Annotated in this window: 14 protein-coding genes; 4 read left to right on the forward strand and 10 right to left on the reverse strand. The window is 75.3% G+C overall.

Annotated elements, in window-relative coordinates; all coding sequences use genetic code 11:
* The first annotated feature begins 107 nt into the window (after window positions 1–107).
* A complete protein-coding gene (locus tag ACFVN3_RS15650) occupies window positions 108–806 on the forward strand; it encodes a GntR family transcriptional regulator (RefSeq protein WP_378233829.1) in 699 nt (232 codons plus the stop codon).
* Between the two features lie 105 nt (window positions 807–911).
* Entirely contained in the window at window positions 912–4,607 is a 3,696-nt protein-coding gene (gene uca / locus ACFVN3_RS15655) for an urea carboxylase (RefSeq protein ID WP_378233830.1), read from the forward strand.
* Between the two features lie 27 nt (window positions 4,608–4,634).
* On the opposite strand, the gene ACFVN3_RS15660 is transcribed toward uca, so the two are convergent.
* The 4 genes from ACFVN3_RS15660 to ACFVN3_RS15675 form a co-directional block, all read right to left on the reverse strand.
* Window positions 4,635–4,928, reverse strand: a complete 294-nt coding sequence (locus ACFVN3_RS15660; RefSeq protein ID WP_378233831.1) for a WXG100 family type VII secretion target — start codon at window positions 4,926–4,928, stop codon at window positions 4,635–4,637.
* 123 nt (window positions 4,929–5,051) lie between these two features.
* Window positions 5,052–5,783, reverse strand: a complete 732-nt coding sequence (locus ACFVN3_RS15665) for a hypothetical protein (protein WP_378233832.1) — start codon at window positions 5,781–5,783, stop codon at window positions 5,052–5,054.
* Window positions 5,784–6,043: 260 nt separating this feature from the next.
* Window positions 6,044–7,729 (reverse strand): sensor histidine kinase, encoded by a 1,686-nt coding sequence (locus tag ACFVN3_RS15670; protein ID WP_378233833.1) that lies wholly within the window; start codon window positions 7,727–7,729, stop codon window positions 6,044–6,046.
* Complete coding sequence (locus tag ACFVN3_RS15675; protein ID WP_378216568.1) at window positions 7,726–8,463, reverse strand: response regulator transcription factor; 738 nt, start codon at window positions 8,461–8,463, stop codon at window positions 7,726–7,728. The genes ACFVN3_RS15670 and ACFVN3_RS15675 overlap by 4 nt, the downstream gene beginning before the upstream one ends.
* A gap of 115 nt (window positions 8,464–8,578) precedes the next feature.
* Here ACFVN3_RS15675 and ACFVN3_RS15680 point away from each other — a divergent pair, with 115 nt between their 5' ends.
* A complete protein-coding gene (locus ACFVN3_RS15680) occupies window positions 8,579–9,808 on the forward strand; it encodes a winged helix DNA-binding domain-containing protein (RefSeq protein WP_378233834.1) in 1,230 nt (409 codons plus the stop codon).
* Window positions 9,809–9,827: 19 nt separating this feature from the next.
* Here ACFVN3_RS15680 and ACFVN3_RS15685 read toward each other — a convergent pair whose 3' ends face one another.
* Complete coding sequence (locus tag ACFVN3_RS15685; protein WP_205206933.1) at window positions 9,828–10,427, reverse strand: NYN domain-containing protein; 600 nt, start codon at window positions 10,425–10,427, stop codon at window positions 9,828–9,830.
* Between the two features lie 92 nt (window positions 10,428–10,519).
* On the opposite strand from ACFVN3_RS15685, the gene ACFVN3_RS15690 reads away from it, so the two are divergent.
* Window positions 10,520–11,287: a type 1 glutamine amidotransferase gene (locus ACFVN3_RS15690; RefSeq protein WP_378233835.1), complete on the forward strand. Its 768-nt coding sequence runs from the start codon at window positions 10,520–10,522 to the stop codon at window positions 11,285–11,287.
* Between the two features lie 119 nt (window positions 11,288–11,406).
* On the opposite strand, the gene ACFVN3_RS15695 is transcribed toward ACFVN3_RS15690, so the two are convergent.
* The 5 genes from ACFVN3_RS15695 to ACFVN3_RS15715 all read right to left on the reverse strand — a co-directional run bounded on the left by ACFVN3_RS15695 (window position 11,407) and on the right by ACFVN3_RS15715 (window position 21,273).
* Window positions 11,407–12,210 carry a PspA/IM30 family protein gene (locus tag ACFVN3_RS15695; RefSeq protein ID WP_378233836.1) on the reverse strand — a complete coding sequence of 268 codons (804 nt, stop codon included), beginning with the start codon at window positions 12,208–12,210 and terminating at the stop codon, window positions 11,407–11,409.
* Window positions 12,211–12,310: 100 nt separating this feature from the next.
* Window positions 12,311–14,377, reverse strand: coding sequence for a TPM domain-containing protein (locus ACFVN3_RS15700; protein WP_378233837.1), 2,067 nt, complete (start codon window positions 14,375–14,377; stop codon window positions 12,311–12,313).
* A gap of 103 nt (window positions 14,378–14,480) precedes the next feature.
* Window positions 14,481–16,682 carry an adenylyl cyclase gene (locus ACFVN3_RS15705; RefSeq protein ID WP_378233838.1) on the reverse strand — a complete coding sequence of 734 codons (2,202 nt, stop codon included), beginning with the start codon at window positions 16,680–16,682 and terminating at the stop codon, window positions 14,481–14,483.
* Window positions 16,683–17,083: 401 nt separating this feature from the next.
* Window positions 17,084–18,763, reverse strand: coding sequence for a DNA repair helicase XPB (locus ACFVN3_RS15710; RefSeq protein WP_378233839.1), 1,680 nt, complete (start codon window positions 18,761–18,763; stop codon window positions 17,084–17,086).
* On the reverse strand, window positions 18,760–21,273 hold the full coding sequence (locus ACFVN3_RS15715; RefSeq protein WP_378233841.1) for a helicase-associated domain-containing protein: 2,514 nt from the start codon (window positions 21,271–21,273) through the stop codon (window positions 18,760–18,762). The genes ACFVN3_RS15710 and ACFVN3_RS15715 overlap by 4 nt, the downstream gene beginning before the upstream one ends.
* Between the last annotated feature and the right edge of the window lie 19 nt (window positions 21,274–21,292).

Below are 21,292 nucleotides of genomic sequence, written 5' to 3' on the forward strand. Positions count from 1 at the left end.
GGCGTCGACCCTCGCGTCGTGCCCGGCGTCACCGCCGCCGGTTCGCCGTGCGAGATGATGGCAGGGCAGGACCACGACGCACGGGCCGGACGAGCAGGAGACCCCGCATGGACATCGTGACCGCGCCGGAACCCGCCGCGACCTCGTTGCGCGACGCCGTCTACACGCGGTTGCGCGCCGAGATCCTCAACGGCCGGGTCGACCCGCGCGAGCGGCTCACCGAGCCCAAGCTGAGCCGGAGGTTCGAGGTGTCGCGCACCCCCGTGCGCGAGGCCCTGTCCCGGCTCCTGTCCGACGGTCTCATCCAGCGCACCGACTTCGGGTACGCCGTCGTCGTGCCGAGCCTCGCCGAGCTGCGCGACCTCTACGAGCTGCGCGTGACGCTCGAGCTGCGCGGTGTCGAGCGCATCATCGAGAACACCGAGCTGCACTACGACACCGACGCGCTGCGCGACGAGCTCGGCCGTTGGGTCGAGCTCCGCGCCGCGCCGCCCGAGCCTGACCCGAGCTTCGTGCTCCTCGACGAGCGCTTCCACACCGTGCTGTCCCGCGCCGCGGGCAACGACCGCCTCACCGAGGCGCTCGTCGAGGTGAACGAGAAGGTGCGCGCCGTGCGCATGTACGACTTCGTCGAGCCCGAACGCATCCGCATCACCATCGACGAGCACATCGAGATCCTCGAGCTCGCGCTCGCCGACCGCCTCCCCGAGGCCCGCACGGCGCTCCACCTGCACGTCGGCGAGTCGCTCGCCGTCGTCTTGGAACGCGCGGCACGCGCGCTCTCCCGCATGGCGCTCGCCGTCTGACGCACCGACTGCTCGGCCCGCCGGGGCGGTACGGACGGGAACTAGGCTGGGGCCGTTCTGTCCGACGGCGAGGCGTGGCCTCGCGCCCCTACCCCGGGGAGGGCGATGGCCGCCACGCTGCTCGTCGCGAACCGCGGCGAGATCGCCTGCCGCGTGCTGCGCAGCGCCCGGGAGCTCGGGCTGCGTACGGTCGCCGTGCACTCCGACGCGGACCGTGGGGCGCGGCACGTCCGGCTCGCGGACGACGCGGTGCGGATCGGTCCGGCACCCGTCATCGAGTCGTACGACGACGGGCGGCGGCTCCTCGACGCGGCGCTCGGCTCGGGCGCGGACGTCCTGCACCCGGGCTACGGCTTCCGCTCGGAGGACGCGGGCTTCGCCGCGGCCGTCGAGGCGGCGGGGGTGACGTTCGCGGGCCCGACACCCGAGCAGCTCCGCGTCCTCGGTGACAAGGCCCGTGCCCGCGCGCTCGCGCAGGAGTGCGGTCTGCGGGTGCTGCCGGGGTCGCCGGTGCTCGGCGGCCTCGAGGACGCGCTCGGGTGGGCGGAGGAGATCGGCTTCCCGCTCGTGCTCAAGGACGCCGGTGGCGGGGGCGGGACGGGCGTGCACGTGTGCCGCGACGCGGCGGGGCTCGCCGCGGCGTGGCGGCGGGAGTCGTCGCGCCCGGGCTCGTCCGGGCGGTTGTTCGTCGAGCGCCACGTCGACCGGGCACGCCACCTCGAGGTGCAGCTCTTCGGTGACGGGGCGGGCCGGGTCGTCTCGCTCGGCGACCGTGACTGCTCGCTCCAGCGCCGCCACCAGAAGGTCGTCGAGGTCGCGCCTGCGCCCGGCCTCGACCCCGGCGTGCGCAGCGCCCTGCACGACGGCGCCCGTCGCCTCGCGGCGCGGGTCGGGCTGCGCTCGGCCGCGACGCTGGAGGCGCTGCTCGACGTCGGCTCCGGCGAGGTCACGTTCCTCGAGGTGAACCCGCGGATCCAGGTCGAGCACACCGTGACCGAGGAGGTCACCGGCGTCGACCTGGTGGCCTGGATGCTGCGCCTCGCCCTGGGCGACACGACCGTGCTCGACGACGTGCCGCTGTCAGGTCCCGCCGTCCGGGGGGTGGCGGCGCAGGCGCGCGTCTACGCCGAGGACGTTCGCCACGGGCGACCCGTCGCGGGCACGCTCGCGCGGCTCGACCTCCCGGACGTGCGCGTCGAGACGGGCGCGAGCGTCGGTGACGTGCTCGGCCCCGACGCCGACCCCCTGCTCGCGAAGGTCGTCGTGCGTGCGGCGTCGCACGCGCTCGCGGTCGCCGGGCTGCGCTCCGCGCTCGCGGACTTCCGCGTGGACGGCCTCCCCACGAACGTCTCGCTGCTGCGCGCCGCGCTCGCCGACCCCGCCGTCGCCGAGGGGTCGGCGACCACGACCACGCTCGCGACCGTGCGCGACCCGGAGCCCTGGGTGGACGTGCTCGACCCGGGCGTCCTCACGACGGTGCAGGACTGGCCGGGACGCTCCGGATACTGGGGCGTGGGCATCCCGCCCTCGGGCCCGATGGACGACCTGTCGTTCCGCACCGGCAACCGCGCGCTCGGCAACCCCGAGGGCGCGGCGGGGCTCGAGTGCACCCTCGCCGGCCCGACCCTGCGGTTCTCCCACGAGGCGACGGTGTGCGTCACCGGGGCGCCGGCGCCCGTGACGGTCGACGGCGAGCACGTGCGGCAGTGGGAGCCCGTCGTCGTCCCGGCGGGCGGCGTGCTCGCCGTGGGCGCGCCGCACGCCGTGGGGCTGCGGACGTACGTGCTCGTCGCGGGCGGTCTGGACGTCCCGGAGTACCTCGGGTCGGCGGCGACCTTCGTCCTCGGTGCCGTCGGCGGCCCGGCCGGGCGCGCGCTCGTCGCGGGCGACGCGCTGCACCCTCGCGCCCCCGGTCGCGAGACGGCCGGTCGGCCGGGCGAGGCGGTGGCGAACGCTCCCGGGCTCGGCGCGCCGGGCGCGGTGCCGCCCGACGCCCGCCCCCGGATGGGGCACTCGTGGGAGCTCGCCGTGACGACGGGACCCCAGTCCGCGGCGCTCACCGCCGCCGCGCTCGGACGGCTGCGGACGTCGTGGTGGCGGGTCCTGCCGCACGCGGACCGGACGGGCGTGCGGCTCGCCGGGCCGCCGCTGACGTGGGTGCGGCCCGACGGCGGGGACGCGGGGCTCCACCCGTCCAACGTGCTCGACAACCCGTACTCGGTGGGTGCGCTGAACATCAGCGGGGACACGCCCATCCTGCTCGGCCCGGACGGACCGAGCCTCGGCGGCTTCGTGTGCGCGCTCACCGTCGTCGTGGGCTCCCGGTGGAAGCTCGGACAGATGCGGCCGGGCGACGTCGTGCGGTTCGTGACCGTCCACGACGACGGCGCCGACCGGCTGCGTCGCGACGACGCGGCCCGGGCGGCGGCGCGCGTCCCGACGGCGGCGCGCGCAGTCCGGGGCCGGGACGCCGGGGCCTTCGTCGGCGACGACGTCCGCCTCACGGGCGGGCCGACGTCGCGCGCCGACCGGCGACCCGCGGTCCGCTACCTGCGCGGCGCCGACGACGCGCTCCTCGTCGAGTACGACGGCGGAGCGGGGCTCGACCTGCACGACCGGCTGCGCGTCCACGCCCTGGCGAGCGGTCTCGAGGCGGCCGCCCCGCGGGGCGTGCTCGACGTGACGCCCGGTGTCCGCACGCTCCACCTGCACGTCGACCCGGAGACCCTGCCCGTGGCCCGGCTCGTCGGGCTGCTGCGCGAGCTGGAGGAGGACCTGCCGCCCAGCGACGAGATCGAGGTGCCGAGCCGCGTGCTCCGCCTGCCGCTGAGCTGGGACGACCCCGCGATCCGGGACGCCGTCGAGCGGTACGCGGCCGGGGTCCGGTCCGACGCGCCGTGGCTGCCGTCCAACGTCGACTTCGTCCGGAGGGCCAACGGGCTCGCGAGCGTCGAGGACGTGCGGCGCACCGTCCTGGACGCCGAGTACCTCGTGCTCGGGCTCGGGGACGTGTACCTGGGCGCGCCGCTCGCCGTGCCGGTCGACCCGCGGCACCGCCTGCTCACCACGAAGTACACCCCGGCGCGCACCTGGACCCCGTCCGACGCCGTCGGTCTCGGGGGCGCGTTCCTGTGCGTGTACGGCATGGCGAGCCCCGGGGGCTACCAGCTCGTGGGCCGGACCGTCCCTGTCTGGTCGGCACACGCGCAGCGCCCGCCGTTCCGCCCGGGCGTCCCGTGGCTGTTCCGGCACTTCGACCGGATCGCATGGGATCCGGTCGACCCGGACGAGCTCGCCGAGCGTCGCGCGGCGGCCCGCGCGGGAGTCCTGGAGGTCCCGGTCGAGGACGGCGTCTTCTCCGGCAGGGAGCACGCCGCGCTCCTCGCCCGCGACGCCGACGACATCGCCGCGGTCGGGGCGGCGCGTCGCGCGGCGTTCGGACGCGAGGCCTCGGCCTGGGCGGAGGCGGGGGAGCTCGTCGGGTCCGCCGCGCGCGCGACCGCGCGCGGCGGACCCGACCTGGCGTCGGCCGGCACGCGCGACACCGGGCTCGCCTCCGCCGACCTCGACGACCCGGCGCGCGTCGTGCTGCGCGCGCCGCTGGGCGGGGTGGTGTGGCGGGTGGAGGCGCCGCCGGGGCGGCGCGTCGCTGAGGGCACGCCCGTCGTCGTGCTCGAGGCGATGAAGCTCGAGCTGCCCGTCCTGGCGCCGTCCGACGGCGTCGTCGTCGACGTCCGCGTGCGCCCGGGCGACCACGTGCGCGCCGGCGACCGGCTCGCGGTCGTGCACCTCGACGCCTGACGCGCCGAGCGCCGTCCTCGCGGGGGCCTACCGCGTGGCGAACAGCCGCGCGGCCTGGGACTCGGCGTCGGCGTAGGTCTGGGCGGCCGCGCCGAGCGCCGCCGTGATGTCGTCGAGCGCGAGCTCGACCTGGTTCTGCGTGGTCTGCCACTGCGTCATCACACCCGTGAAGGACGTCGCCGCGCCGCCGCGCCACGACGCCTGCAGGTCGGTGAGGTGGCGCATCATGGCCCCGACCTCCGCCCGGATCGCCGTGACCGACCCGTTCACCGCCGCGCTCGCCTGGGCGACCCGTGCGCTGTCGACCTCGTACCGGCTCATGTCGTCCTCCGTCGTCTCGTCGGCCCGCGGGCCGTCCCGCACGCGGCGGGCGCCGGTGCGACGACGACGCTAGCCACGGGACCCGGGCGCCGCGGGGCGCGGCGACGTCCTGTGGACGACGGTTCAGGAAGCGGGGCCTGTGGACGGCGCCGACGACTCTGCCAGCTTGAGCTGCTCCTTGCGCAGCCGCTGGAGCTCCGCGTCGAGGTTCTGCCGCGCGGGCTCCTCCCAGGCCGCGCCGAGCGGGCTCGAGAAGAGCGACCGGCGGTCGAGCAGCTTGGTGAGGATCGCGATGCGGGCCCGCACGTAGTCGGGCTTCGGGATGTGCGCGTACTCGTCGCGCACGTCCTTGAGGTACTCCTTGTAGCGCTGCGGCTCCGCGGCGAGCATCGCGAGGTCGGCGTCGCACAGCACCGCGCAGTCGAAGTCCGACGCGTCCGGCGCGTGCCGCACGAGCGCGTTCACGAGGTACGCGACGCGACGGACCGCCTGCTCCGGGACCCCCAGGCTCGTGAGCTCGGCGCTCGCCAGCGCGGCGCTCGCCGACTCGTCCTCGCCGCCCTTGTTCGCGTAGGTCGCACGGCCCTTCGCGTCGAAGATCGCGCCGTGGTACCAGGCGGCGAGGCGCACCAGGTCGGGGTCGTGCGTCTCCTGGGAGAGCTCGTCGACCCGGCCGAGCACGTCGGCGAGGTGGCGCAGGTTGTGGAAGTGGCGGTCCGGCTGGTCCCAGCGGTCGAGCAGCCCCTGCCCGACGGCGCGGACCTCGTCGTCCGGGGCGGTCGCCCCGGCGCCACGGGCGCTGCGGACGAACGAGGAGAGGAACCACTGCGGTGCGTCGGCGCTGTTGACGCCCATGGACTTTCGCCTTCTTCTACGGACACTTCGACGGACACCTCGACGAACACGAGGAGATGACGGAGACGGTCGTCGCCAGGCACGGTGCCTGGTGCGGAGGCCCCCGGGTCGTCGCGCGGCCTCTCCACCAGCCTAGGTCTCGCGGGACGACCCGCCATCGTAGCCGCACTCGGAGGTGTCTCGGGACCGTGGAGGCCGCTTCCGCGCGGCGCGTCGGGCGCGCCCGAGCAGATCCGCAGGTGGGGTGGGGTGTGCGCCCGTCAGGAGGCGAGCGGGAGGTCCACGCGGACGGTGAGTCCTCCGCCCGTCGTCTCGTGCACCGACACCCGACCCCGGTGCGCGCCCGCGATCGCGGCGACGATCGCCAGGCCCAGCCCGGAGCCGCCCGAGGCGCGGTTGCGCGAGGAGTCCGCGCGGTAGAACCGCTCGAACACCCGGCCGCGCTGCTCGCTGGGGACGCCCGGTCCGTGGTCGCGGACCTCGAGCACGGCGACCGTGCCGGGGGAGCCGCCCTGCGCGTCGTCGGGCGGCGTCGCGGGGCGCACGGCGCCCAGCGCGATCTCGACCGGGGTCCCCGCGGGCGTGTGGCGCGCGACGTTGCCGACGAGGTTCGCGAGCACCTGCCGCAGCCGGTCCTCGTCGCCGACGACGCGCAGCGCCCCGGGTGCCTGCGCACCGGTGCCCAGGCCCACGAGCCGGACGTCCCGGGTCGGGTCGAGCGCGTGCAGGTCCTGCGCGGAGTCGCGCGCGAGCGAGACGAGGTCCACGGGCTCGTGCCGCAGCGGCCGGCCCTCGTCGAGGCGGGCGAGCGCGAGCAGGTCGTTGACGAGCGTCCCCATGCGGGTCGCCGAGTCCTCGATGCGCCCCATCGTGTCGTCGACCTTGTCGGGCGTGTCGAGCGCCCCCATCCGGTACAGCTCGCCGTAGCCGCGGATCGTCGCGAGCGGGGTGCGCAGCTCGTGGCTCGCGTCGGACACGAACCGCCGCATCCGCTCCTCGGACGCCTCCTGGACCGCGAACGCCTCCTCGATCTGCGAGAGCATCGCGTTGAGCGACGCGGCCAGCGAACCCACCTCGGTCGTCGGCGGGGCGGGGCGCACGCGTCGTGACAGGTCGCCCGCCGCGATGTCCGCCGCCGTCTCCTCGATCTCGCGGAGCGGGCGCAATGCGCGGTGCACGGCGAGGTAGGCCACGGCGCCGCCGACGAGCGCGATCCCCAGCGCCGAGAGCGCGAGCGCGCGGCCCAGCACCTTGACCGTCTCGTGGATGCCCGTGAGCGGGAGGGCGACGAACGCCGTGCCGCCGAGCTCGCCGCTGAACTTGTCGTAGAAGAAGAACGTCGTGACACGCCACTCGGCAGGGTCGGTCCCGCCGACGGAGTCCACGGTGAACGGCTCGTTCTGGCTCGCCTCGACCTCGGGGTCGGACATCGCGGGGATGTCCGGGACGCCGTAGAGGTTCACCGTCTGCGGCCACCGGAGCGGGATCTCCTCGCCGCCCTTCGGCCGGACGAGCACGTAGTAGTCGCTGGGCAGCTGCGAGCCGCTGCCGACCCGGTCGTTCAGCGTGATGTTCGCGACCGCCGCCGCGGACCGCTCGAGCTGCACGTCGACCTGCCGCACGAGATAGCTCGAGACGACCGTCGTCGTCACCGCCGACGCCAGCCCGAGACCGGCTGCCAGGAGGAGGACCGTGATCGCGACGAGCCGGGCGCGCAGCGGCACGCGCGCGAACCAGCCCCACCCCTCGGTGGGGACGGGACGGCCGAAGGGTCGCTCCGCCGTCGGATCGCTCTCGCCCTGCGAGGCGGCGGCTCCCGCCCCGGGGGCGTCGCCCGTGCCCGACGGCGCGGGGTCGGCGGGGGGCGTGCCCGAGCCGGGGGGCGGGGGAGGGGGCGGTGGGACCGGTCGGGAACCCGTCGTCGTGCGGTCGGGGCCGGACGTCATGAGGTCGTCGGCGGCTGGCGCAGCAGGTAGCCCACTCCGCGCTTGGTGTGGATGAGCGGCGGGAGCGCGACGGGCTCGCCGTCGGGACCGGGCACCGTGAGGTTGTCGATCTTGCGGCGCAGGTAGGAGATGTAGGACTCGACGATGTTCGCGTCGCCGCCCCAGTCGTACTGCCACACGTGGTCGAGGATCTGCGCCTTCGACAGCACGCGTCCCGCGTTGAGCATGAGGTACCGCAGGAGCTTGAACTCCGTGGGGGAGAGGTCGACGTCGATGCCCGCGCGGCGGACCTCGTGCGAGTCCTCGTCCATCTCGAGGTCGGCGAAGCGCAGCACCGCGTCCTCGACGGGCTCGGCGTGCGTGCGGCGCAGCACCGCGCGGATGCGCGCCACGACCTCCTCCAGGCTGAACGGCTTCGTCACGTAGTCGTCGCCGCCGACGGTGAGGCCGGTGATCTTGTCGCGCGTGTCGTCCTTCGCCGTGAGGAAGACGACGGGCGTGTGCTGCCCCTTCTCCCGCAGGCGGCGCGTGACGGTGAACCCGTCCATGTCGGGGAGCATCACGTCGAGCACGACGAGGTCGGGCTCGACGTCGCGCACGAGCCGCAGGGCGCTCTGCCCGTCCGCGGCGGCGTGGACCTCGAACCCGGCGAAGCGCAGGGACGTGGCCAGCAGCTCGCGGATGTTCGGCTCGTCGTCGACGACGACGAGGCGTGCCTCAGGGGTGGTGCTCATGCCTCCAGTGTCCTCCCGCGGTCTGGGAGTCGCCTGGGAACGGGCTCCACCGCGAGCCGCTCCTGAGGTGGCCCCCGCGCGGTGGGCGTGGGCGGCGTCGGGCAGGATGGCGGGCGTGCGGATCACGGTGGACCAGAGGCGACGGCGGCTCGTCGCGCAACAGCTCGCGCTCGCGACGGACCTGCCCGGACGCCCGGCGGCCCGCACCCCGGAGGACGTCGTGGACAGGCTGCTCGCCCTGCACGCCACCGACGCCCCGAGCGTCTACCTCTCCGTCCTCGCGCGGGTCCCCGGCCTCGTGCTCGACGACGTCCGGGACGCCGTGTTCCGGCGCCGCACCCTGGTCAAGGTGCTCGCCATGCGCCGCACGATGTTCGTCGTGCCGCGCGAGACCGTGCCCGTCGTGCACGCGGCCGCCGCGCTCGCGGTGGCCCGGCGGCTGCGCGCTCGCCTGCTCAAGGAGCTCGCGACGCTGCCGACGGACCCGCCGGTCGACGACGCGGCGACCTTCCTCGCCGCCGTCGAGGCCCAGGTGCACGGCGCGCTCGCGGAGCACGGGCCGATGGACGGCGCGAGCCTGTCGAAGGCCGCGCCGCTCCTGCGCACCGCGTTCCTGCCCACCACCGACAAGTCGTGGGACGTGCGCCGCACGATGACGTCCCAGCTCATGTCGCTGCTCTCCGCGGAGGGCGCGGTCGTGCGCGGCGAGCCGCGCGGGTCGTGGTCGTCCAACCGGCACGTCTGGTCGCCCGTCGAGGACTGGTTCCCGGGCGGCATCCCCGGGATGGAGGAGGCGGCCGCGCGCACGGCGCTGGCCCGCTCCTGGCTCGAGGTGTTCGGGCCGGCGACGGTCAAGGACCTGACGTGGTGGACCGGCTGGAACCAGCGGGACACGCGCGCCGCGCTCGCGCCGCTCGACGTCGTCGAGGTGGAGGTCGAGACCGGGACGCACGACGACCCGGCCCCGCAGGCCGGCGTGATGCTGCGCGGGACCGACGTGCCCGGCCCCGACGACGTCTCGCTCGCGGGGCACGTCGCGCTCCTGCCGTCGCTCGACCCGACGACGATGGGCTGGGCCGCGCGCGACTGGTACCTCGGCCCGCACAAGGCCGCGATCTTCGACACGATCGGCAACGCCGGCGCGACCGTCTGGTGGGAGGGCCGGATCGTCGGCGCGTGGGCCGTCCGCCCGGGCGGGGAGCCGGCGTTCCGCCTGCTCGAGGACGTGGGGTCGGACGCCGAGCGCGCCGTCGCCGCGGAGGCCGAGCGCATCGCGGCGCTCCTGGGCGGCGACGGCGTGACGGCCTCGTTCCCCACGCCCCTGTACCGCGAGCTCCACGCCTGACAGCGAGGCCCTGGCCCGGTCAGAGGTAGCGCAGCGGGTCGAACTCCTCGAGCGGGATGATGCGCACGCGCGGCAGGACGGTCGTGAACGCCCCCGCGTGGTCCTCGAGGTCGAACACCTCGAGCCCGCGCCCGGTGAGCTCCGTGAGCCGCACGTTGACGAACTCGCGGAACGCGAGGACGCCCACCCGGCGGTCCGGGTCGTCGAGCAGCGTCTCGACCTGCGGCAGGAAGTCCCCGTCGTGGCTCGCGAGCAGCACGTCGCCCGGCTGGTCGACGATCGCGTCGAGCATCCGCTGGATACCGATGTCCACGACCTTCTCGCTGCCCGAGCCGGCGAGCGGGATCGGCCGGTAGCCCATCGCGAGGAGCGCCTGCACGAACGACATCGGCATCTGGCCCGACGACGCGTTGAGGAAGAACAGCGGCGTGACGTCCTGGCCCCAGGCCTGGCGCGCGAACTCCACGATGCGGTCCCACCGTGGCCGCTCCTCCGGCGCGGGACGGTGCCCGAGGACGTTCATGCCGAGCGTCGCGTCGATGTTCTCGCCGTCGACGACGAGGTAGGTGCGGCGCGGCGTCGTCAGTGCTCGGCCGTCGGAGGTCTGGAGGTCGGACATGCTGGTCAGCCTATCCGCGCGACGGTCCCCTGCCATGTCCACGACGTGGGTGTTTGCGTCGAGGTACCCCGGAGTGGGTACCGTCGGACCTCGTGACCACGTACGACACCGACGCCACGGCCGCAACCGGAACCGTCCGGCTCACGGTCGTCCAGAACTCTCCGGACGTCACGCTCGACGCCTACGCCGACCAGCTCGCCGCCGACCTGCGGGTCGTGCGCCCGTACGACGGCGACACCATCCCTGCGGCCGACGAGGTCGGCGACGGCCTCGTCGTCCTCGGCGGGCACATGTCCGCGTACGACGACGACCGCGCCCCCTGGCTTCCCGCGCTGCGCGAGACCCTGCTCGCCGCCGCGACGACCGGCGTCCCCGCGCTCGGCATCTGCCTCGGGGCCCAGCTCCTCGCGGTCGCCGGCGGTGGGCAGGTCCAGGTCGCCGCGCCTCCCGGGCGCGAGGTCGGCGCGACCCGCGTGTTCTGGCGCGCCGACGCCGAGGCCGACCCCGTGCTCTCTGCGCTCGCGGTGCCCGCGGCGGGCGACGCGCCGGTCCGGTACGTGACGAGCATGCACGCCGACGCCGTCGTCGACCTCCCCTCCGGCGCCGTCTGGCTCGGGTCGTCCAACATGTACCCCTACCAGGCGTTCCGCCTCGGCTCGGCGCTCGGTGTGCAGTTCCACCCCGAGGCGACGCGTGCGGGCTTCGAGGTGTGGTGCGACGCGTTCGACGACGTCGACACCGCCGCCGCGCTGGCCGGTTTCGACGAGCACGCGCCGGAGATCCTCGACGGCGGCCGTCGTCTCGCCGAGGCCTTCGTGGCCGAGGTCCGCGCGACCGTCGCGCAGCGCGTCCCGGCCTGACCCGACACCGCGACCCTCCGCGAGGCACGACCCTGGTCGGCCGAGGTAGACCGTGGCCGCGCGACGGAGACCTGTGGTCAGGTCTACCGCGCGCGAACCCGGGTCTCCCGCGCCGGGCCTCACCAGTCGGAGGTCGGGGCGTCCTGGGTGGTGGTGCCGGACTCGATCGCGGGCGTGACCTGGGTGGGCGACACCTGCGGGGCGGAGGACGAGCCCTGCTTGAGGGCCGCGAGCCGGGCCTCGATCTCGACGGCCTCGCCGGACGTCTCCAGCTCGGCGAACTGGGAGTCGATGCTCGACGCCGCGACCTCGGCCTGGCCGATCGCCTGCGCCTCCTCGCGGCGGACGATCTCCTCGTAGCGCGAGATCTCGCTCGTGGGGTCGAGCACGTTGATCGAGCTGATCGCGCCCTGGACGGTCTGCTGCGCCTGCGCGCTCTTCTGCCGGGCGACGAGCGAGTCGCGCTTGGACTTCAGCTCGCCGAGCTTGTCCTTCATCATCGCGAGGCCCGACTTGAGCTTCTCGACCGACTCGCGCTGCGAGGCGATGAGGGGCTCGGCCTGACGGACCTCGCCCTCGGCGGAGATCTGCTTGCCGAGCGCGAGCTTGGCGAGGTTGTCGAACTTGTCGGCGTTGGCGGTGTCGCCCTGCTGCCGGTAGCGGTCGGCCTGCGCGGAGGCGGCGACGGCCTTCTGGCCCCACTCCTGCACGGCGGCGACGTCCTCGTTGTAGTCCTGCTCCGCGAGCCGGAGGTTCCCGATGGTCTGCGCGACGGCCTGCTCGGCGTCGGCGATGTTGTTCGTGTAGTCCCGCACGAGCTGGTCCAGCATCTTCTGCGGGTCCTCCGCGTTGTCCAGGAGCGCGTTGATGTTCGCGCGGGCGAGCTGCGCGATCCGTCCGAAGATGCTCTGCTTCTCCGCCATGGTCGTCCCTCTCTGGTGAGCCGGTCTCGTGCTGGTCGGTGCTGCGTGCTGGTCTCGTTCGTGTCTCGTCCGGTCTGGTCGCGGGGGCGCACGGTCCTCGTCAGAAGCGCCCGCCGCGGCCCGAGCGTCCGCCCGAGGACCGGCCGCCGGAGCGTCCGCCCGAGCGGCCGCCGCCGAAGCCGCCGCCCCCGGAACCGCCGCCGAAGCTCCCGCCCCCGAAGCCGCCCGACCGGCCGCCCCCGCCGCCGCGCAGGATCGAGTCGAGCAGGATGCCGCCGAGCACCATGCCCCCCACGTTGCTGCCGCCGCCCCCGCCTCCGCCGAACATCCCCCCGCCCTGCGACGACTGCCAGCTCGCCGCGTCCTGCTGGGCACGCTGTGCGGCGGACTGCGCCTGCGCGTCGGCCTGCTGCGCGCGGTCGAGTGCGGCGACGGGGTCGGTCGGCTGGAGGGCGCGGGCCTCGCCGAGCAGGCGGATCGCCTCCGAGAGCCGGGTGCGCGCCTCGGGGCCGACGGCGCCGCGCCGGGTCTCGATGAAGTCGTTCGTCGCGCGGACCTGCGAGTCGACGCGCGCGAGCGTGTCGCGCAGGAGCGCGTTCGCGCGCGCGGCCTGCTCGGCCCGCTCGCGGAACGGCGTGAGCGCGGTGTCGAGCGCGGCCTCCGCCGCGGTGAGGCGCCGCAGCGCGGCGAGGGGGTCGCCGCCGTCGCGCGCGGCGCTTGCCGTCGTCGCGGCCGCCTGCGCCTCCGCGAGGGCAGGTGCCACGGCGGGGTCCGCGGGGGCGAGCCGTCCGGCGTCGGCGATGTCCGAGGTGATCGAGGCCAGCCCCCTGTCGAGGCGCGGGCCCGACTCGGCGAGGTCCGCGCCCGCCCGGTCGACGGCGTCGAGCAGCGTGACCGCCTGCCCGACGGCGTTCTGCGCGGCACGCGCGAGCGCGACCGCCGTCGCGCGGTCCTTGCCGGCCAGCGCCTCGCGACCCCGCGCGACCGAGTCCCGGGCGTTCGCGACGAGCGCCTGCGCCTGGTCGGGGTTCTGCGCGACGGACGCGAGCGACGTCGGCGGGTACGTGCGGGCGAGGCCCTCGAGGGTCGCGCGCGCGGGCTCGACGCGGGCGAGGACCTCGCTCGCGCGCTGGTCGGTCTCGTCGAGCACCTGCGGGGCGCGCGCCTGGAGGTCCCGCAGCTCGTCGAAGGTGCGCGACTGGGCGTCGAGGGACTCGGCGACGTCGTCGCACAGCGCGACGATGCGGGCCATCGCGTCCCGGGCCTGCGGCTCGGTCTCGGGGCGGTCGTCGTCGAGCTGCTGGCGGAGCGCGAACGCCTCCGAGACCTTCCGCTTGCCGTCGGCGAGCGCGGCGGCGAACTGCTGCGTCGCCTCGAGGCCGAACTGCGCCTGCGCGAAGCCGAGCTCCTGCTCCGAGGTCTTCACGGCGTCGTCGATCGCGACGAGGGCGGCGCTCGCGCGCCGGTTCAGCTCGTCCGTCGGCAGGCTCCCCAGCTCGTCCCCGCCCGCGGACGTCCCGGCCGGGTGGGCGCGGCGTCGCTTCGCGACGGCGCGCACGACCAGCACGACCACGAGGACGAGCACGCCGAGCCCGAGCAGGACCCAGAACCAGGACACGCCCCCGGAGCCCTGGCTCGCGCCGCGCGCGACCTCGGCCGCGGCGATCGCGGCACCGGCCCAGTCGTCGTCCCGCAGCTCGTCCTCCACGGCCGCGGAGACCCGGTCGAGCTCGGCGTCGGTGAGGGACACGTTGTTGTCGTAGGACAGCCCGTAGCGCCGGTCCTCGGTCGCGACGGCGAGGAGCAGGTCGTCCACCCCGAGCCCCGACGTGTTGGCCGTGGCGTTCGCCCAGTCGACGCCGTCCATGCCGTCGAAGCTCGCGACGTACACGACGAAGAGCTGGAGGTCGGTGTCCTGCGCGAGGCGGTCGAGCGCGTCCTGGACCGCGTCGGTCTGGTCGCCGAGCACGCCGTCGGGGTCGGTGATCTCGCCCGCGACGTCCACCGGGGGCACGGCGTGCGCGGTCCCGGCGGGGGCGAGCAGCGCGAGCCCGGTGAGCAGCGCGACGGCCGTCAGGGCGAGGCGGGTCGCGACGTGGGCGTGGAGCGCGCGGGCGCCACGGCCCGCGGCGCCGCGGGGGAGCGAGGGACGGTGGGCCGTGCTCACGCGCCGATCCTTTCCCAGCCACCGGGGTCCCGCAATCGGTACCGGACGCGCCCGCGGCCCGCCTCCCGGGGGAGACGGGCCGCGGGCGCTCAGCGGTGCCGCGTCATCCGCACGCGACGGGGTCGTACGCCGCCGTGACGTCGTACGTGCCCTGGTCGCCGCCCGTGACGCGCGCCGTCGCCTCGCCCGCGGCGACGGACGACGCGCGGGTCGCGAAGGACTGGTACGCGTTCGCGCCCGGGGCGACGCTCGCGACGGTGCGCGACCCGAACGGCGTCGAGAGCGTCACCGCGAGCGGCGCCTCGCCGCCGTTGGTCGCCCGGACCGCGACGTACGCCTTGCCCGCGAGGCAGCGCGTCGTGGCCTCGACCGTGACGTCCGCCTCCGCGGGGAGGTCGGTCGGGTACGCGACGACCTGGGGGGAGGCGAACGAGCCGACGGCGGGAGCGCCCGTGTCGTTGATGACGTGGTCGATGCCGCCCGACCCGTTGAGGAAGACGCTCGTCATCGACCGGAACGTCACGCCCGCGCGGACCGGCGTCTGGATGCCGCTCGCGACGCGCACGTCGACGCCCTGGTTGAAGAACGAGTACACGCCCAGCCCGAGGGCGTCGTGCCGCTGGACGTGGTCGCCCACCCGGTACGACGCGTACCCCTTGCGGTCGCCGTCCATGAACGCGGCCTGGCTCGGCACGTCGTAGGGGATCTCGCTCTGGTAGAACACCGTGCGGCCGCGCTCGCCGTTCCAGATCGTCTGGTTCTTCTGGTAGTGCTCGACGAACAGGCCCGTGGCCGTCACGTCGTCGCCGTTCACGACGACGCCGTGGTCGCCCGTGTTCTGGTCCCAGCCGATGCCGGCGCCGTGGTCCCCGCGCCAGGCCCAGATGTGGTCCATGAGCACGTGGTCGCTGTTGACCTCGATGCTCGTCGTCGCCTTGCCGACCCACGGCCCGCCGACGCGGACGAAGACGTCGGTGAGCGTCGTCGGGTCGGTGGCTTCCGCCACGTGCGCGTCCGCCGGACCGACGCGCACGAGGACGTCCGACTCGACCGGGCCGGCGTCGACCGTGATGCCGGCGACCTTCACGCCCGCGACGTCGCCGATCTCCAGGGCCGCGGTGCCCGACGTCGGCGCGAGCGACGCGTAGCCGAGGCCGAGCACGACCGTGTCGGGGTTCTCGACCCGGATCGCCTCGTCGAGGTGGTAGACGCCGGGCGTCAGCAGGAGGTTCTTGCCGGTCGAGAGGGCCGCGTTGATCTCCGCCGCCGAGTCGCCCTCGTGGGCGACGAAGAACGTGTCGAGGGAGAGCTTCTGGCCCGCGTCCGCGTCGATCGACCAGTCGACGCCGCGCGTCTCGGTCCGCGCGTCCGGCACGAACACGGCGAGGTCCTCGCCGTCGCGGAAGAGGAACGGCGCCTCCCGGCTCAGCGGGGTCGTGTCGAGCGTCGTCTTGTTCCCGGCGGTGCCGTCGGGCTGGGGTCCGAAGTCCGTGGCCGGGGCGCCCTCGACGCCGGAGAAGACCATGTTCCACACGCCGCCGTCCCAGGTGCCGACCTCGGAGTTGCGCGTGTACCACTGCTGCTGCGAGCCGGTCACGAGGCGGCCGGAGACGCGCGAGTTGGCGAGGTAGCCGCCGCTCGCGTACTCGCCGAAGCGGCCGAACACGGTGAGGTCGCCCTGGATGTCGACCCGGCGCAGCGGCGCGGCCTGCGAGACCGCGAAGCGGAGCTGGTGCGGGTCCGTGATCCCGGCCGGGAACGGGCGGTTCACGTCCTCGTCGACCGGGCGCTGGATGGGGTTGATCGCCACGTTGCTCAGCGAGCGCCAGAAGCGCGTCAGCGAGCCCGGGTCCTGGCAGCTCCACGGGTTGTTCGGGCAGCTCACGACCGGCTGCACGCTCAGCGCGCCGTTGATGAGCACGTCGTCGGGCTGCGCGCCCAGGCCGGCGATCGCGGTGTAGTAGCCGACCTCGGCGTTGACGATGCCCGTCGCCGTCGCCGGGTCGTTCGCGCCGGACGCGTCGCCGTAGACGCCGGGCTCGAAGAACACGGCGTGGCGGTCCTGGCTGAACTCCGCCTCGTCGTTGATCGACGCGAGGTAGGTGTTGATCTGGTCCACCGACCACGAGTCGTCGATGAAGACGACGTTCGGTCCGAGGTCGGGGTCGGTGGCCGGGGCGGCCGTCGCGGGCGCGCCGAGCGCCACGCCCGTCGCGGCCACGGCGAGCGCCGCCACGCCCGCGCCGGCGGCACGGGCTCGGCGGGCCGTTCTGCCCGCGCCGGGGATGGTCGTCGAGAGGGTCACGGTGGGTGTTCTCCTTCGAACGGGGAGCCGGCGCACGCGCCGACGCCGACGCGTCGTCGCGCCGACGCGGGAAGCCTAGGGCACGACTGACTGTCTTGTCAGTAACTTCCTGGGAGCGCTCTCACATCGTGGGACGACCCCGTGAGTGCATGAAAAATGTCGCCCCGAATCGGTTCGAGACGACAGATTTCATGCACTCAACGGGGAGCGGTCACTGCACGACGCCCAGGTCCTCGTGTTCTCGGTCGGACTGGGCGTCGTTCCGTGCCGGGCGGGTACCTTGCTTCGCTGCGGTCCCACCCGTCACTGCACGACGCCCAGGTCCTCGTGTTCTCGGTCGGACTGGGCGTCGTTCCGTGCCGGGCGGGTGCCGCGCTCCTGCGTCGCGGGGCCCCCACCCGTCACTGCACGACGCCCAGGTCCTCGGCGTCGACGATGCGGTAGGCGTAACCCTGCTCCGCCAGGAACCGCTGGCGGTGGGCCGCGAAGTCCTGGTCGACCGTGTCGCGCGCGACGACGGCGTAGAAGTGCGCGGTGCGCCCGTCGGACTTGGGGCGCATGACGCGGCCGAGGCGCTGCGCCTCCTCCTGGCGGGACCCGAACGACCCCGACACCTGGATCGCGACCGACGCCTCCGGCAGGTCGATGGAGAAGTTCGCGACCTTCGACACGACGAGCCGCGAGATCTCGCCCGAGCGGAACGCGTCGAACAGGCGCTGGCGCTCGCGGACCGTCGTCGCGCCCGTGATGAGCGGCGCGTCGAGGTGGTTGCTCAGCTCCTCGAGCTGGTCGAGGTACTGGCCGATCACGAGCACCTGGTCGTCCGGGTGCTGCGCGACGATCTGCTCCACCACGCGGTTCTTGCCCGCGGCGGTCGCGGCGAGCCGGTACTTGTCCTCCGGCTCCGCGACGGCGTACGTCATGCGGTCGGACTCGGGCAGCGTGAGGCGCACCTCGACGCAGTCCGCGGGCGCGATGTACCCCTGCGCCTCGATGTCCTTCCACGGGGCGTCGTAGCGCTTGGGCCCGATGAGCGAGAACACCTCGTCCTCCCGGCCGTCCTCGCGCACGAGCGTCGCGGTGAGCCCGAGGCGGCGACGCGCCTGCAGGTCCGCCGTCATGCGGAAGATCGGCGCGGGCAGCAGGTGGACCTCGTCGTAGACCACGAGGCCCCAGTCGCGCGCGTCGAGCAGCTCGAGGTGCGTGTACACGCCCTTCCGCTTGGTCGTCAGCACCTGGTAGGTCGCGATCGTGACGGGCTTGATCTCCTTGCGTGCGCCGGAGTACTCGCCGATCTCGTCCTCGGTGAGGGTCGTGCGCCGCACGAGCTCGTCGCGCCACTGCCGCGCGCTGACCGTGTTCGTCACGAGGATGAGCGTCGTCGTCCCGGACTTCGCCATGGCGCCCGCCCCGACGATCGTCTTGCCGGCGCCGCACGGCAGCACGACGACGCCGCTCCCGCCGTGCCAGAACCCGTCCACCGCCTGCGCCTGGTAGGGGCGCATCTCCCACGGCTTCGGCGCCTCGCCCTCGACGCGCGGGGGCGTCGTCGGGCTGAGCGCGATGGCGTGCTTCTCGCCGTCGACGTACCCCGCGAGGTCCTCGGCGGGCCAGCCGAGCTTCACGAGCACCTGCTTGAGGTGGCCGCGCTCGGACGGGTGCACGACGACGGTCGTGTCGTCGATGCGGTCGCCCACCAGGCCGGCGGTGCGCTTGGACTTGAGGACCTCGGCGAGCACGGCGCGGTCGGTCGCCTCGAGCACGAGGCCGTGCGTCGGGTGCTGCGCGAGCGTGAGCCGCCCGTAGCGCGACATGGTCTCCGCGACGTCCACGAGCAGCGCGTGCGGCACCGGGTAGCGCGAGTACTCGATGAGCGTGTTGACGACCTGCTCCGCGTCGTGGCCGGCTGCGCGCGCGTTCCACAGCCCGAGCGGCGTCAGCCGGTAGGTGTGGACGTGCTCGGGGGCGCGCTCGAGCTCGGCGAACGGCGCGATCGCGCGGCGCGCGTCGTCGGCGCGCGGGTGGTCGACCTCGAGCAGCAGCGACTTGTCGCTCTGGACGATGAGGGGGCCGTCGTTCATGCGTTCTCCTTGCCGTGCGGGCCGCTGGGCGTGGGCGCGGGCGGGGCGTCGGGGGCGACGGAGGCGATGCGGTGGACCGCGACCGTGAGCTCCGCGTCGCGCGCCGGGTCCTGCGCGCGCAGCCGCCCCGCCTCGAGGGTGAGGGGTCGCACGCGGCGCCGGTCCTGCGAGCCCGTCGGCCCGATCACCTCGAGCCAGACCATCGCCCCGTCCGCGATCGCCTCGCGCAGCAGACCCAACGCGGCCACCGGGTCGGATGTTCCCTCCTCGAGGTCGTCCCCGCGGGACCCGGTGCGCCCGTTCGTGCCCGACGAGGTCCGGTCGCCCCTGCCCGACCCGTCGCGCTCCCCGGCCACCCGGTCCGCACGACCGTCGGGCTGCGCGGCGGCGCGCGAGTCGGCGGCTCGCAGCCGCGCCACGAGGTCGGCGAACCGCGCGTCGCTCCGGTCGGCGCCGGAGCCCGGCTCCTCGACGCGCGCACCGGACCCCGGGACGACCCCCGTCCGCGCGCGACCGCGCCGGCCGGCGGCGGCGAGCCGTCCGCGCGAGGGCGGTGCGACGCCGTCGGGCCCGCCCCGCCGCCCGGCCCGGTCCGCGACCAGCACGCGCCCGTCCGGGCCCTCGACGACGGCCGGCACGCCCCGGGCGCGCAGCGCCTCCTGGAGCTCCCCGGCGGGCGCTGCGGACGCGAGCACGGTCGGGGCGAGGAGCACCAGACCGAGCCCGCGCAGCGCGGGATCCTCGGCGATCCCGGCGAGCAGCACCGGGTCCTCGGCGCGCACGTACGACGACGCCGTCCCCACGCGGACCCGGCCGTGGCGGCGGGCGGTGTCGCGCACCAGGTACTCGAGCGGCTGGGGCACGGGCGTGCGCGAGTGCGCCGCGAGCTCGGCGAGCAGCTCGTCGGCCGTCGCGCCGCGGTCGAGGGCGCGCAGGACGGAGTCAGGGGTGAAGCGGACCGTCGTCGCGGCGCCGCGGGACTCGACGTCGGCCGCGACCTCCACGAGCCGCTCGAGCGTCCGCGACGGCCGACCCGGCACGATGCCCGTGAGGTCACCCTGGAGCAGCAGGTCGTCGACCTCGGCCGGGAGCACCGCCTCGAAGGCGGCGCCGGGATCGGTCGGGCCGGTCCCGGGCGACGACGCCGCGTCGTCGGACCGGAGGAGGACACGGCCCGGGGGAGCGAGCGCGCCCGCACCGGTGACCCCCAACAACGCGGCCTCGCGCAGCAGCCCCGCGACGGCCTGCTCCGGCGGCACCGCCCGCGGCGTGCGCCACCGCAGCACCGCGACGACGTCGGCCGCCGCGAGCGGGCGCCCGGGGGCGAGGTCGAGGACGTCCAGGACCGACCGCCGCAGCCGGGGCACCCACGGGCGCCACAGCTCCGGGTCGAGCGCGGCACGCAGGGCCCCCTTCTCGTCGCGGCTGCCCACGAGCCAGGGGGTGCGGCGCGAGCGCCACCAGCCGCGGGCGAGCGTCGCCCAGCGGTCGCCCAGGTCGTCGTCGAGCCAGTCCTCCGCGGCGAGGGTCGGTGCGAACGTGGGCGGGTCGTCGCCGTCGTCGGCCACGAGCCCCGCCGCCGCGGCCAGCTCGACGACCGCGGCCGCCGTCGGGTCGTCCACCTCGAGTGCGAGCGCCGCGCGCCGCAGGTCGCGCACGCCGAGTCCTCCGGCGCGCAGCACGCCCGGCGGGTGCTCGGTCCAGTGCGTCACGAGCCGCGCGACGAGCCGGACGGCCTCCAGCCCGGCGCTCGCGGACTCGGCGTCGATCGTCGCCGCCGGGAGCTCGCGGACCTCCGGGACGGGCGGCGCGGTCCGGACGTCGCGGTGCGTGCGACCGCCGCGCAGGGCGAGCCCGACCTCGCGCGGCAGCACGACGTGCCGCTCGTCCGTCGCGCGCAGGTAGCCGTGCTCGACGAGCCAGCCCGTCGCGCGCCGGGCCGACGCGTCCGCGCGGGGCGCGACCCCGACGGGCGGCCCCCACGTCAGCGCGTCGAGGATCGCCCGGGCGCCCGGTGGGGCGTCGTCGGGCAGGTCGCCCGGCGGCGTCGCGGGCCGGCTCCCGTCGCCGGCGACGGGAGCCGCGACGGGGCCGAGGCCGGCGGGGTGGGGGCCGAGGACCTCCGCGACACCCGGCGCCGGGCGGAACCCGGCCGACCGGGTGCCGGGGCTCCAGACGAGCGCGAGCTCGTCGAGGAGGGCGAGCGCGGCGGTGACGCGCGCCCGCTCGACGCCCGTCGCCCGGGCGACCGCTGCCGCCGTCGCGGACGACCCCACGGAGTCGAGGACCAGAACCGACTCCAGGACGTGGAGCGTCAGCTCGTCCAGCCCCGCGAGCGCGCGCTCCAGGCTCGTCCGGTTCATCGCGCGCGCGGCGAGCGAGAGCAGGGTCGAGGGCGACGGCGTCGCGAGGTCGGGCCGTCGTCCGAGCAGCGCGACCAGGGCGGCGTCGTCGCGCTGGCGCAGCGACTCGCTGTACGTCGGAGCCCGCTCGGGCCGGGAGGTGGCCATCCGTTCGATGTTACGCGCC

Origin of the sequence: Cellulosimicrobium sp. NPDC057862 (assembly GCF_042797035.1) — a bacterium.
Taxonomy (GTDB): Bacteria; Actinomycetota; Actinomycetes; order Actinomycetales; family Cellulomonadaceae; genus Cellulosimicrobium.

What these genes read in the sequence shown, in the direction of transcription:
- ACFVN3_RS15650 (WP_378233829.1), top strand. Translation starts at nt 108, where the DNA reads ATGGACATCGTGACCGCGCCGGAACCCGCCGCGACCTCGTTGCGCGAC.
- uca (WP_378233830.1), top strand. Translation starts at nt 912, where the DNA reads ATGGCCGCCACGCTGCTCGTCGCGAACCGCGGCGAGATCGCCTGCCGC.
- ACFVN3_RS15660 (WP_378233831.1), bottom strand. Translation starts at nt 4,928, where the DNA reads ATGAGCCGGTACGAGGTCGACAGCGCACGGGTCGCCCAGGCGAGCGCG.
- ACFVN3_RS15665 (WP_378233832.1), bottom strand. Translation starts at nt 5,783, where the DNA reads ATGGGCGTCAACAGCGCCGACGCACCGCAGTGGTTCCTCTCCTCGTTC.
- ACFVN3_RS15670 (WP_378233833.1), bottom strand. Translation starts at nt 7,729, where the DNA reads ATGACGTCCGGCCCCGACCGCACGACGACGGGTTCCCGACCGGTCCCA.
- ACFVN3_RS15675 (WP_378216568.1), bottom strand. Translation starts at nt 8,463, where the DNA reads ATGAGCACCACCCCTGAGGCACGCCTCGTCGTCGTCGACGACGAGCCG.
- ACFVN3_RS15685 (WP_205206933.1), bottom strand. Translation starts at nt 10,427, where the DNA reads ATGTCCGACCTCCAGACCTCCGACGGCCGAGCACTGACGACGCCGCGC.
- ACFVN3_RS15695 (WP_378233836.1), bottom strand. Translation starts at nt 12,210, where the DNA reads ATGGCGGAGAAGCAGAGCATCTTCGGACGGATCGCGCAGCTCGCCCGC.
- ACFVN3_RS15710 (WP_378233839.1), bottom strand. Translation starts at nt 18,763, where the DNA reads ATGAACGACGGCCCCCTCATCGTCCAGAGCGACAAGTCGCTGCTGCTC.
- ACFVN3_RS15715 (WP_378233841.1), bottom strand. Translation starts at nt 21,273, where the DNA reads ATGGCCACCTCCCGGCCCGAGCGGGCTCCGACGTACAGCGAGTCGCTG.